This is a genomic window from Cupriavidus sp. (genome assembly GCF_057315035.1).
The window spans coordinates 36,543-49,410 of record NZ_DBHKYV010000016.1; the positions used below are offsets into that span (position 1 = coordinate 36,543).

11 protein-coding genes are annotated in these 12,868 nt (G+C 55.5%); 6 read left to right on the forward strand and 5 right to left on the reverse strand.

The genetic code is table 11. The features are described 5' to 3' along the window. The first annotated feature begins 126 nt into the window (after positions 1 to 126). Positions 127 to 933, forward strand: coding sequence for an IclR family transcriptional regulator (locus ACO550_RS19620; protein ID WP_315593631.1), 807 nt, complete (start codon positions 127 to 129; stop codon positions 931 to 933). A gap of 104 nt (positions 934 to 1,037) precedes the next feature. On the opposite strand, the gene ACO550_RS19625 is transcribed toward ACO550_RS19620, so the two are convergent. The 3 genes from ACO550_RS19625 to ACO550_RS19635 are packed head-to-tail and all read right to left on the reverse strand — an operon-like array spanning position 1,038 to position 4,114. Beyond that, on the reverse strand, positions 1,038 to 2,252 hold the full coding sequence (locus ACO550_RS19625; RefSeq protein ID WP_315593632.1) for a CoA transferase: 1,215 nt from the start codon (positions 2,250 to 2,252) through the stop codon (positions 1,038 to 1,040). Beyond that, a complete protein-coding gene (locus tag ACO550_RS19630) occupies positions 2,249 to 3,070 on the reverse strand; it encodes an HTD2 family dehydratase (RefSeq protein WP_315593633.1) in 822 nt (273 codons plus the stop codon). The genes ACO550_RS19625 and ACO550_RS19630 overlap by 4 nt, the downstream gene beginning before the upstream one ends. A gap of 60 nt (positions 3,071 to 3,130) precedes the next feature. Then, positions 3,131 to 4,114, reverse strand: coding sequence for a tripartite tricarboxylate transporter substrate-binding protein (locus tag ACO550_RS19635; protein ID WP_315593730.1), 984 nt, complete (start codon positions 4,112 to 4,114; stop codon positions 3,131 to 3,133). A 168-nt stretch (positions 4,115 to 4,282) separates the two neighbouring features. Here ACO550_RS19635 and ACO550_RS19640 point away from each other — a divergent pair, with 168 nt between their 5' ends. From ACO550_RS19640 to ACO550_RS19650, 3 genes are all read left to right on the forward strand, one after another. After that, a complete protein-coding gene (locus tag ACO550_RS19640; protein WP_315593634.1) occupies positions 4,283 to 5,245 on the forward strand; it encodes a LysR family transcriptional regulator in 963 nt (320 codons plus the stop codon). 601 nt (positions 5,246 to 5,846) lie between these two features. Beyond that, positions 5,847 to 7,709, forward strand: a complete 1,863-nt coding sequence (locus tag ACO550_RS19645) for a tannase/feruloyl esterase family alpha/beta hydrolase (RefSeq protein WP_315593635.1) — start codon at positions 5,847 to 5,849, stop codon at positions 7,707 to 7,709. 307 nt (positions 7,710 to 8,016) lie between these two features. Beyond that, positions 8,017 to 9,195, forward strand: coding sequence for a porin (locus tag ACO550_RS19650; RefSeq protein ID WP_315593636.1), 1,179 nt, complete (start codon positions 8,017 to 8,019; stop codon positions 9,193 to 9,195). 215 nt (positions 9,196 to 9,410) lie between these two features. On the opposite strand, the gene ACO550_RS19655 is transcribed toward ACO550_RS19650, so the two are convergent. After that, a complete protein-coding gene (locus ACO550_RS19655) occupies positions 9,411 to 9,830 on the reverse strand; it encodes a rubredoxin (RefSeq protein WP_315593637.1) in 420 nt (139 codons plus the stop codon). A gap of 501 nt (positions 9,831 to 10,331) precedes the next feature. Between ACO550_RS19655 and ACO550_RS19660 the strand changes: the two genes are divergently transcribed. Beyond that, positions 10,332 to 11,213: a LysR substrate-binding domain-containing protein gene (locus ACO550_RS19660; protein ID WP_315593638.1), complete on the forward strand. Its 882-nt coding sequence runs from the start codon at positions 10,332 to 10,334 to the stop codon at positions 11,211 to 11,213. An 18-nt stretch (positions 11,214 to 11,231) separates the two neighbouring features. Here ACO550_RS19660 and ACO550_RS19665 read toward each other — a convergent pair whose 3' ends face one another. Continuing rightward, the gene (locus ACO550_RS19665; protein WP_315593639.1) at positions 11,232 to 12,134 is read right to left on the reverse strand and encodes a LysR substrate-binding domain-containing protein; all 903 of its coding nucleotides are present in this window, start codon (positions 12,132 to 12,134) and stop codon (positions 11,232 to 11,234) included. Positions 12,135 to 12,238: 104 nt separating this feature from the next. Here ACO550_RS19665 and ACO550_RS19670 point away from each other — a divergent pair, with 104 nt between their 5' ends. Then, positions 12,239 to 12,868 (forward strand): NADPH-dependent F420 reductase, encoded by a 630-nt coding sequence (locus ACO550_RS19670; RefSeq protein ID WP_315593640.1) that lies wholly within the window; start codon positions 12,239 to 12,241, stop codon positions 12,866 to 12,868.

A 12,868-nucleotide genomic window follows, 5' to 3' on the forward strand; every position in this document is an offset into this window, starting at 1 on the left:
AAAGACTTTTACCGCTCAACGGCTTTCATTAGTGAAAGTCATTATTTACTTAAGAAAGTCATTCCGCTAAGCTTGACACCACAAGCATAAGACTGCGACGTACTTTAGCAGATCAGCAAGGCGGAAATGATGACCCAAGACGCAAATGCCCAGGAGGGCATGGACACAAACAGCCGGAACTATTCAGCCCCCGCTCTTGAAAAGGGGCTGGACATCCTTGAGTTGCTATGCCGCAGCCAATCGCCGGTCACGCAGAAGGATATCGCCGCGCACATGGGGCGTAGCGTCGGTGAGATTTACCGGATGTTATTGTGCCTGGTCAACCGCGGATATGTCGCCCAGGTCGACGATAGCTATTGCATCACGACCAAGATGTTTGAGTTGGCCCACTTGAACCCGCCGACGCATAAGCTGTTGCTCGAGGCGATGCCGATCATGAATCGGCTGGCAAGCGACCTTGACCAGTCCTGTCATTTGACCGTGTACAACCACGGCAAGCAGGTCGTCGTAGCGAAGGTCGACACCCCGAGCGGCATGGGCTTCAGCTTGCGAGTAGGCTCCGACCTTGATGTTTTGATTTCTGTTTCCGGTCGAGTGCTAGTCGCATTTCAAGATTCAGAGACACGCAAACTACGTATCGCGGAAGCGTTGCAGCGTAGGGATGATCAGGCAGACCCTCAAATTGACGCGGTCTTGGATTTCATCCGAGAACGAGGCTACGAGTCATCGCCAAGCTCCCAGGTTCGCGGTCTTTACGCAGTCAGCTTCCCGATTCTCGACTCGCAGGGCAAGGCCATCGCAGCTCTCACTATTCCGTATGCAGAACGCATCGACCAGACTCAACGCATCACCATAGCGGAGATTCAGGACGCGCTCGGCGCAGCAGCAAGGCTGTTATCTGCAAAAATTGGCGGCGCAGCCGCAGGAATCTGAGCAAGCTTGACTTGCCTGCATTGCGGAGCGGTCCAACGATGAAAACTTCCTGCGACACTGATGGGATACTCATGCCTATCAGTGTCACAGGGCACCATCCATCCTTACTCCGCGTTGGCCTCCTCGGCTAGAACGGCACGTTTCTCAACTAACTCTTGAACCTCTTCGGCTGACAAGCCAAGTTCCTCCAGTATTTCTCGGCTCTCCCATCCGCGGGGCTGAGCTGGCGCGCGAAGAGGCGAGTAAGAGTCGTTGAACCGGATGGTCGAACGCAGAGCAGCCGTCTTACCCTCTGTCGGGTGATTTTCATAACTAATGAGCCCGACCGCCTTCAGGTGAGGATCATCGGGTAGCGATTCCAACGTATGGCACGGCTTTGCGGCGATATCTGCCGCACACAGTATCTCAAGCCACTCGGCCGTTGTCCGTTGGGTCAGCGGAGCACCGCGAATGGCGAACCATTCTTTCACGTAGGTTGCCCGCGAGGACACCGTCGCAAACCGTGCATCACTCAACAACTCATCTTTTCCTACAGCCTTCAGGAAAGCGCGCACCTGCGAGTCCGTGTTGACGGTGAATGAAATCCATCCGTCGGCCGTCTGGACAGGCTTGTTGTGCGGGCTAAGAAGTCGCATGTCACCGGCCGGGCCAACCGGCGGGTCGAAGCTACGCTGTGCCAGATGTTCCTGCAAAACAAATGCAGACATCGTTTCGAACATTGGCACCTCGATACTGCATCCCTCTCCCGTCGTACGCCATTGCGCCACTGCAGCCAACACGGCGCCTGCAGTGATCTCGCCTACAACGTGGTCACAAATAAGCATGGGCACATACGAAGGCGTGCCATCTCTCGCGAGCGATAGGCCTGTCATGCCTGTTGCTGCCTGTACCACGCTGTCATAGGTAGGCTGACCGGCGTAAGGACCATCCGTGCCGTATCCGGTAATAAGGCAATAGATCTTCCCTGGATACTTCCCACGAATCGTCGCATCATCAAGTCCGAGTCGCGCAAGAGCGGACGGTCGCATATTGGCAACAATGACATCCGCGGATGCTACGAGCTTCGCGACGGCCTCAAGAGCACCGGGCTTCTTCAGGTCCAGGCAAATGTTTCGCTTGCCGCGATTGAAATGAAGGTAGGTGCCGGAGTGCTGGCCCGTCGGAGACTGCCCGCCAAGACCTCGCATGAGATCACCATCAGGACTCTCGACCTTGATAATTTCAGCGCCATACTGTGCGAGGCGCCAGGTGCATACAGGCCCCACCACTACGCTTGTCAGATCCAGAATTCGGATCCCTTTCAACGGCTCGAAACTCATTTGACCTCCGCCTCCATCTTTGCAGCAACAACGCCGTGGTCGTCCTGCGCCACCACATACAATTTGTCATCCCGGCGCTCCGCCGTAAGCCGAACTGGACGATCGCAATACAACGGCGCCAAATGCTTTGTCTTGAAACTGACAAGAGACGCCTTTACGTCATTGGAAATGAACTCCGTCATCAGCAATGTCGTTAGCCCACCGTTCACGACCAAGTCGGGAAACCCTTCAACGTCCCTGGCATAGGCGCGGTCAATGTGGATCTTGTGGGAGTTAAAGCCAAGAGCGGAATACTGGAACAACAGAGTCGCATCCGGAACGAGAACCTTCTCGACTTCACCGTGCGACGCATCTCCCGGTACTGATGCACCAGCGCTCGAACTCCGCTGCGCTGATAGCAAGAGATACGTCTGCGTTTCCTCGATGGCCACTTCGTCGTTGACGGCCAACTCGTGCGCAATGTCAACGATCGCGATAGGGCCTGCGGGAGTGCTCTTTTCCACCAGATTCTTTATCGAGCTTATCCGGCGTACTGTTGCTCCCACAGAGATGTCCTTGAAGTACCGAACAGAGCGGCCACCGAGCATAAGTCGCGGAAGGCCCAGATCGGGCATCGGTACGCCAAGCCCCGGAAACCCGTCACTACGCAGTTCGCTGCGCGGCGTATCTGCTCCGAGCAGAACAAACTGCCAGCCACGTGGAAGAGGAGTTCCCTCAATAAGGGGAGTCGGGTCACAGCCGAGCATTGCTGCCACACGTCGAGCCACTGCGACAGAACACGTTTCTGTCCGGACAACACTGTTGTTCTCAATCTTCATACGTACTTCCTGACGTTCGAAATCGGCGATTTCGCTATCGATGCGACCTCGCCGATCTTGTTACTGGTCCGCCTTTACGCCAGAGCGACGCACGATCTCGTCCCACTTCTTCCCTTCGGAACTGATGTATTGCGAGAATTCCTTCGGCGTTGAACCAACCGGTTCAGCGCCCATTTCGGCGTACTGTTTTCTGACATCTGGCTGCTTGAGCGCAGCGGCGGCTTGAGCTGCGAGCTTTTCCACAATTGCCGGAGGCGTTCCTTTCGGTGCCCACAGCCCATACCACGTACTGATGTTGAAACCAGGAAGTCCAGATTCCGATACCGTTGGGACGTCCGGCAAAGCTGTCGAACGCTTCGCAGTTGTCACAGCTACGGCTCTGAGCTTTCCCGATTTAATGAACGGCATTGCCGACGGCATCGAATCAAACATGAGTTGAATTTGCCCCCCCATGAGATCCGTTAGCGCGGGTGCACTGCCCTTGTAGGGAACATGCTGCATCGGCACCTTGGCCGCCAATTTGAATGATTCACCAGCGAGGTGCTGGGACGATGCGTTTCCTGGCGAGCCAAAAGTTAGCGGCGCACCTTGAGTCTTGGCGTAGGAGATGAGGTCCTTGACACTCTTCACCGGCGAATTGTTGTTGACCACCAAGACGAGAGGAACATCTGCAAGTTGCGTGATGGGCGCGAAATCGCTGACGGCGTCATACCTCATCTTTGGCTGAACGAGCGGCGCGATGATATGGAGGGACGCGTTCGACAGCAACGTATAGCCGTCAGGCTGCGCGCGGGCTACAGCTTCCGCTCCAATCATGCCGCTAGCACCAGGCTTGTTTTCAATAACAAAACTCTGACCAAGCCCTTCCCCCATCTTTACAGCGACAACGCGAGTGAGAAGATCAGTGGGGCCGCCAGAGGGGAATGGGAGCACCATCCGAATGGGGCGCTGCGGATACGACTGCGCGTTAGCTACCGTTGGCAGCGCGGTAAACAGCGCAAGAGTGGCGGCGGCACTGAGGGTGGCAAAGAGTGGCAGGCGCATGACGGCAGCGCCGAATGTTTTATTAGTCACTTTTAATGTCTCCTATTTCCTTCTACCTCGATGCGCCGGCCGGCGCCGGTATACGCGCAGGGCTCAAGGAGGATGAGTTATCCTATTTCCGGCTCGCGGCCATGACAATCCGCCAAACTGTGCCAACAGTGTTGATTCATGATTGACAATAATTTCGACCTCAATCTCATAAGACTCTTCGTCACCATCGTTGAATCTCCGAACCTGACAGCGGCTGCGGACCGCAGCGGAATGACGCGTTCGAACGCTTCGCGCCGGCTGAAGATTCTGGAAGAGCGCATGGGTGCTCAACTGATGCGCAGGACGACTCGCAATGTCGAACTCACTGAAGCCGGCCAACTCCTCTATTCACATGCGCTGCGCATGCTCGACGAGCTGCAGTCAGCGGGGGCATCCATCGACCGGCTGGGGCATGTCGTCCGGGGCGATGTACGCATCCGGCTTCCGACCGGTCTCGGACACCTGTATCTGACACCGTTGCTGCTGGAGTTCGCGAAGAGTCATCCCCAAATCTCTCTACGCGTAGCAATCAACGACAGCATTGGGGATTTGATTTCGGCAGAGATCGACGTCGCGCTAAAAATCACCTCGCAGCCTCCGGAGGATCACGTTGCACGTCGGATTTGCGGAGTGGGATGGTGCTTGTGCGCTTCTTCGGCTTTCCTGGATGCTCGCAGCCCAATCCGTGATCTCTCTGATTTGGAGCAGTGTGATTTCATAACACCTCAGTCACTCGGTCGCCGTTTTAGCCTGAAGGTTTGGGTCTCCGGGACACCGCACACCTTGCGCCTAAGTCCGCGCATCCAATCCGGCGACTACCGCTTCCTTTTCGAATCGATGATGGCGGACCTGGGCGTGGCGCTACTTCCACGCTACGCTGTATGGCGTCAGATTCGAGCCGGCGTGGTTCGTGAAGTGTTGGACGAATGCGAACCTGAGGCGGTCGGCGACAGCATCTACATGCTGACCGCGCCCAATCGCTATCCCACGCTTGCAGCTCGCACGCTCATGGACTTCATCCGTAACTACCTTGAGGGACAGGCTGGAAATTGGCAGCGCAGGACCTCTCCAGGACATCCGAGTCTCGACGCCCCGCAGTAGCGACTGCCAGTGGAGTGGCAACGACCTCAGTGGGTGTCACTCTGTACTCGCGAGCACTGATCGACAGTAAGGAGGCAAAGGTGCCCCCTTGTCGATCTTCCTTGTCGCTACTGCAGAAATCGGTTCGCTAAAGTCGCAACTCGCTTCCCCTGCGACCGAGGCCTCCGCTCGTTTTCCGCTTTGCCCCAACATTTTGGGCGGCTTCCGTGCCCATCGCGCTGAGGGCTTGACTCGATCTCCCGAAACGCGGCCGGAAAGCGGCAAAAAGGCCACTTTTCTTAATTTCACATAAGCAATTTGAAATGCATAGGTGAAAACACCTATGCATCTGCGACTTCGCTCATCCAATCTTTCCTTCAACTCGGAAAGTGCATATCTCCCTGATTTGAAGCCAAAATTTCTGCATGGCAGTACTGAACGTTGAATACTGACATGGGGAAAACCATGACAGGTGGCGTCGTTAGCGCTTGGCTACACTTCACACATAAATTTTTGCGTTCATCAGTAAAGTGATCCAGGCTTTCGTATTTATAAACGATCACTTTCACTTTGAGTCGTTGCAAAACGACCACCAGAAGGCAACAAAAGGAGAGGAGACACCATGCATATGCGAGGCAAGCGAATCAGTCCCGCGAAGAAACGGCTGCACTTGTGGGTGGCAGCGTCTGTCGCGGCATCCCTTTCTGGCTGCGGCGGGGGCGACGGCGATACCACGTCCAGTAGTACCCCTCCGAGCACAACATCGCCGCCAGTCGCCACCGTTGCGCCACTCTCCTGCGATGATGGTCTTAAGACCTCCTTCAAGCCGGATGGCAACACGCAAGTGTTGTTTGTGAAGTCCTTCAAGAAAGGCGATCCGCTATCCTTGGCTGCAACTCCCCCAGCCAATACACCCAAGGCCACAGCTGACATGTGCCTGGTGAAGCTTCGCGTTGGGCCGGGCAATCCCGGACCGGCGGGGGCTCCATCGACGACAGCAGGTATTGGCTATGAGGTCTGGTTGCCAAACGTCGCTACCTGGAGCGGCAGAATTCGTGCTGAAGCGCCTGGGGCATTTATGGGCAATGGCGATATCACGTCGTCGACAGGCATTGGGATGCTTAGCCTGGCCCAATTTGGCGCAGACAACAACACGGTGACAGTGGTCACTGACGGTGGGCATACCGACGGTTTGTTTGGAATGTTCCTCACGCTTCCCGACGGGACACCCAACACTTTTGGCTGGAACGAGATATCCAGCCGCGCAGTTCACGAGATGTCGGTCAAGGTCAAAGCGCTGGCCACAGCCTTCTACGCCAAAGCCCCATCGAAGTCGTATATCTATGGCTGTTCCAGCGGCGGTCGCGCGGTCTATCAGTCCGCCCAGACCTACCCCTCGGACTACGACGGCATCGTCGCCGACGCTGTTTCCCTTGATCAGACACAGTACTTTCCGGCTCTAATGCATGCGCAAATGGTCATGCAGCGTGATCTCGCTGATCAAGGCTTGCCTCTTCTGACTAAGGCGAAGACAGATGCCGTTTCCGCTGCTGCGGTGCAGGCGTGTGACAGCTCCGTGAACGGATCTCACGACGGGTATTTGACCAACTACGACCAATGCAAGTATGACCCGACAAAGGACGCGTCAGTACTTTGCACTAGCGACGGAGGAACGAATACCACGGCGTCGTGCGTTACGAAAGCCGAGGCTCAAGCAATTAACAAAATCTGGTACGGACCAACGGCCGATGGCACCGTGCCTGATCCGGCCCAGGATAATGGCACGAACATTGTCCGCAGCTCCAATCAGCTCTGGTGGGGTCACAAACGAGGCACCGGGCTGGATTTCGTAGCAGGCACTGTCGCCAATGCTCCGAACATTGGCATCTTGGCTGTGGGAACCGACCAAATTGCGTGGAACTTCCAAGACCTCTCCTACACTCGCCCGGACTATATCAATGCTTCTGGGACGGGACAGAATCGCTGGATGGGACTCTCATATAGCCAATACGCCCAGTCGTTCTACCTGGGCAAAGTATTGAATGACAAGGTATTCGCCAACATCGATTCCAACAACCCGGATTTGACGAAATTCAATGGTTCCGGGGCCAAGATGCTGAGCTTTGTCGGTATCTCGGATCCGTTTGTATCGCTAGAGGCCATGTTGAATTACTACGCAAGGTCAGCCGGCATTGCGGGTGGAAATGCGAAGGCTCAAGATTTCCATCGTCTGTTCCTCATTCCTGGTCGTGGTCATTGTGGCGGCACTGGTACGGTCAACGCATCGTCGAACATCACTCCGCAAATCTCTGCGGATCAGATGTACGCCAAACTCGTAGATTGGGTGGAGAACAAGAAGGCGCCAGACACCATCCCTCTCACCTCTCCCGATGCCACGCGCAGCCGACCGATTTGCATGTATCCAAAACGCGTCAAGTATGTCAGCGGCGACGTGAATTCGGCGGCAAGTTACACGTGCCAATAGGCTGACAAAGCCTCTGGATTTCAAGCAATCATCAAACCCGTCTCTTCTTCTTTCGTTGCTATACGAGCGATCAAGAGACGGACATACCGGCCAAACTCAGGAAGTCAGCTCTACGAGCTCAAGTCAAAGCCAGGCTGACTCTCCCCAAAACCTTTCCAATATCAATTTGTATCGACTTCAAGTTCGAGGATAACTCACGCCTCGCATCTCGCGACTATCACCCTTCCAATAATTCCCATCTGGCATTACGGATCAAATTTAACAACCAATCAAATTAACTCAGAGCATCACTAATAAGGGAGCGAAAATGAAGTATCTGGCGAAAACATCGACAGCACTCGCGTTGGGGCTGTTTGGTACAGGGGCCTTCGCCCAGTCCAACGTGACTCTCTACGGAGTCGTTGATGTGCCCATTGAATTTGTAAGCCACCAGGCCATCGGTGCGCCTACGGTGAACACAACGACCGGAGCCATCACGAGTCAGCCGGGTGGCAATCGAGTTGGCCTGCAGACGATCGGCGGCATGTCGGGGCCTCGGTGGGGTATTCGAGGCGTAGAAGATCTAGGTTCCGGCTTGCAGTCCCTGTTCGTACTTGAGAGCGGATTCGGCGTTGACACAGGGACATCGCAGCAAGGCGGTCGCCTTTTTGGCCGTCAAGCCTTCGTCGGGTTGCGTTCCGCATCGCTCGGTACGGTGACGTTCGGCCGTCAGTACACGAGTATGTTTGACACGTTTGTCAACTACGTTCCCATGAATTTCGCGCCGCTGTACGAACCTCTCGCGGCACAAGCCGGCGTCAACTTCCGGGAAGACAACATGCTGAAGTATGTAGGCGCATTTGGCGGACTTACCGCGGAAGCGCATTGGAGCTTTGGCGCGGGAACCTCAACACTCGGTGTCGTACCCTTAGCAGGCGCGGGAGCAGGCGAAACGCCAGGCGCTTTCCGCGACAATACTGCCTATGGCGCAGGGCTTTCGTGGTCGAGCGGCACATACGGCATCGCTGTCGGTTACGACCAGTGGAATCCTGCGATCACTGTAGGAAGTCCGACATCGCTGAAGAAGGCTAGCATCGCTGCAAACTACACTGTGGGCCCTCTTAAGCTGATGGCTGGTTACCGCTGGGGCCACAACCAGGACGCGACGGGTAGTACGCTGTTGCGCGATGACTATTACTGGGTCGGCGCAAACTACCAAGCCACCTCCGCCCTTTCGTTTAGCCTTGGTTACTACTACGACGACCAGAAGAGCTTTAAGGTCAGTCCGACCGCACCCGCAGTCAATCCCGCTAACCCGTGGATGATTAGCTTTCTTAGCGACTACAGTTTCTCCAAGCGGACCGATCTGTATCTCATCGTAGGCTACGTGAAAAATGCAGGCTTGAACTTCGATACAGCTGTTACCGGCTTCTCCAACGGTTACTACTTGGCGCAAGGGCAAACCAGCCAAGTCGGAGCGGCAATCGGCGTACGACACAAGTTCTAAATCTACTCGGTGATCTCTTTGGGTAACCTAGGGGAGCCGTGAATGGGTGGGGCTGTCTACGCTATGCTTTACAGCGGCGACAGCCACCTCCGCAGATGACGATGACGAACGTTTCACAAACATCAATCGGTACGACATCCATCGCCACGTTAAAGGTCTGCAGCCACGGACCATGCGCCTACAATTGCGCAGTCCATGTGTTCAATTCCGAGACCTCAGAGCGGTACCATCGCGAAGTCTTCTTTTCCAACATCGCAGAGAGGGCAGCGCCAGTCTGAGGGAATGTCTTCCCACCGCGTACCAGGCGCGATGCCGTCTTCCGGGAGCCCCTCGGCTTCGTCATACACCCAGCCGCAGATGATGCAAATCCATTGCCTGAACGCGCTACCCTGGGACGCCTCGCCAGCGGGTGCCACCATCTGTGTCGAACGGCTTTCGCTAGCAACAAGACCGTCCAGACTCACTACTGTGGGTGGTGTGGTTTCCGGAAGATTTGCGGCAAGCCGCGCCTGGAGCGTTTCCATTAAGCCGGTTGCTTCGTCACGAGATAAATCGATCCAATACGGTTCTCCCGCCCCATCATTCAGTCGGCCTAACGAAAACTGAATCTCTAGTACAGCGCCCTTCTTATACATTTCCAACCTCAAAACTGCCTTGGTGTAAGTCGCCGAGTCGCATCACTTCGTAAAATCAATCTGACTTGCCGCCTTTCCTGCTGTCGGCTCAACCGACTTCATCCAATGAGCTTATCGACGCTCGCGATGCCCAGAACGAGCGCAACAATCGGACATCCAGCAACCAATACAGTCAGTGCCACCCTTGCCAACCAATAGGCGAGTATTCCGGATACGGCGCTGACTACCAAAGTGAAGGTTGGCGGGATAGGAGCCCCTGACCACCTCGTAAAAATCAGAGCAGCAAGTATGGCCACCCCAAAAGCAAACGCCATTCGATAGTGGTCAACGGCGCCCCGTGAAGCGGAACGTGCTTCGTCACCCTCAGTAACAAGTGTCTTCAAAGATACCTCTCGCAATGCAATGGCGGCCGTAACGGACGCATTGGTGAGATCGTAGCGATTTCCTCCTTGGCTATCGAGGTACGTTTGTTACACTGTTCGTTTCCCGAGAAGAAACGATATGGATACGCTTACGAGCTTGAGAGTCTTCCGGGAAGTAGTGGAGCGGAATAGTTTTGCGGCTGCTGCGAGACATCTGGGCATATCTACCGCCATGGCGAGCAAGCATGTTGCAGCGCTTGAGCGCCGCGTGGGTGCACTCCTGCTCAATCGAACAAGTCGTCAGCAGAGCTTGACCGAAGCGGGGATGCTTTACATCGCCCAATGTAGCGAGGCGCTCGATCTGCTCGATACGGCTGAGGCAAGCATCAATCGTAGTTCTGACACGCCACGAGGGACGTTGAAAGTCACTGCGCCAGTGTGGTGTGCCAGTACACGATTCATCAATGCCCTGTCGGAGTATCGTCAACGCTATCCAGCTGTCGTAGTCGATTTGCGACTTGAAAACAAGAAGGTGGATCTTGTCCAACAAGGGTTCGACGTGGCATTGCGCGCGACGGGAGAGCCTGATCCTTCTTTGATTGTGAGGCCGATTTGCCCCATCGCCTTTCACCTGGTTGCCAGTTCCGAGTTCGTGTCTCGTCATGGAAAGCCGCATGCTGCTAAGGACATGGCTCGATATGACGCCATCCTTCCGACATACACTAGCCGCGAATTCGTCACCATGGAAGGTGCCCGCGGAAAGGTGAGCTTCGAAATGCGAGCGTGCCTGAAGACTGACGATACATCTCTAGCGTATCGAGCCGTGCATGCCGGGATGGGCGTTGCTTTTCTTCCTGCGTGGCTCGTCGAAGCCGATCTTGTCGCCGGGACGCTGGTGCGATTGCTGCCGGACTATGCACTCCCTGACATTACGCTGTACGCCGCATACACCAGCCGCAATTACCTCACTTCAAAGGTGCGGTCGTTCATTGACCACTTTTCAAGTGCTCTCGCAGATTAGGCATGCGGTGTCACTGGCCTAGTCATCCCAGTTGACGCCCTTGAAACGTTCCACCAGGAAGTTAATTACGGCGCGAACTTTGGGCGCTAGGTGCTTGCGCGACGGATACACAGCGTAAATTCCGAGTTCAATCGAGCGAAATTGGGGGAGCACTTCTACGAGGTCTCCCCGCCTCAAATCCTCGAACACCATAAAACTGGGCTGCAGCAGAATCCCTCCGCCGGAGACACCAATCAACCTACACGTATCGCCGTTATTGCATCGGACCATCGCCCTAGTCTGTACAGAATGGGGCTCGCCGTGGGGCCCTTCAAACTGCCATTCATTGCGGGAGGCGAAATTGCTGTATGCAATCACACGATGCGCTACGAGCTGCTGCGGGTCCTCCAACGGTTCGTGACGCGCTAGGTAGTCCGGTGAGGCGCACATTCTCATGCGAGTGCTGGCCAGCTTCCGGCCCACTAGTGACGAACTCTCCATTCGCGCAATGCGGACCGCCAGGTCAAATCCCTCTTCCACCAGATCGACGACGCGGTCATTCAAGCTGATATCGAGTTCAATCTGGGGATTCAGAGCCATGAACTCCGCCCACAATGGCGCAAGGTGTTGGACGCCGAAACTCAGAGGTGCGTTGAGCCGCAATACGCCGGACGGCACTTCGGAGCCGGACGCTGCGGCATTCTCCGCTACCTCCATCAGACCCAGTATCTCTCGCGCCTGTTGGTAGAACCCCCGACCTTCATCCGTCAATGACAACCGTCTGGTTGTCCGGTGCAGCAATCGCACCCCAAGACGCTCTTCCAGCGCATAAACGTGTCGCGAGACCGCCGCCTTCGACATCCCCAGCGGTTCCACCGCAGCGATGAAGCTTCCTTTTTCTACGACGGTGCAAAACACCTCCATCTCTAGCGCTCTGTCCATCCACTGTCTCACCAATCGGCACAATATGTCACGTTATAGCACCTTTATCCCGCAAAATGAATCTATAAACTAGCCATATCCAACTTTCTCATCGCGAGGAACAAATGAACATCGCTCTCATCGGCACCGGCAATATGGGTTCGGCATTCGCTAAGCAACTCGATTTGGCAGGTCACAGCGTCCGCATCGCTGGCCGCAATATCGAAAAGGCTCAAGCTGTCGCGACCCAGTTCGCAAACGTTGAAGCCACGGTCATAGAGCAGGTCGCGATGGATCGTGACGTCATCATCCTCGCTACCAGCTACGGCGATGCAGTCCAGGCACTCCAGCACGTTGGAGACATCGACGGCAAGGTAATCATCGACATTACAAATCCTTTGACGCCTGACTACATGGGATTGACCGTGGGTCACGATAACAGCGCTGCAGAGGAAATCTCCAAATCGTTCCCGAACGCGCAGGTGGTCAAGGCATTCAACACGTTGTTCGCTCAGGTTTTGTCCGATGGCCCCAACTTCGCCAATGGCCAGCGCGGCTCAGTTTTCGTGGCTAGCGACAGTGCCCGCGCAAAGAACACTGCAATCGCTCTCGCAGAAAGCATCGGATTCGAGACAGTAGACGCAGGCGGCCTCGTCAATGCTCGCTACTTGGAGCCTCTCGCCGGACTCAATATCTACCTCGGCTATGGCGCAGGCCTCGGCACCTCTATTGCCCCGACGTGGATTCGCAAGTGA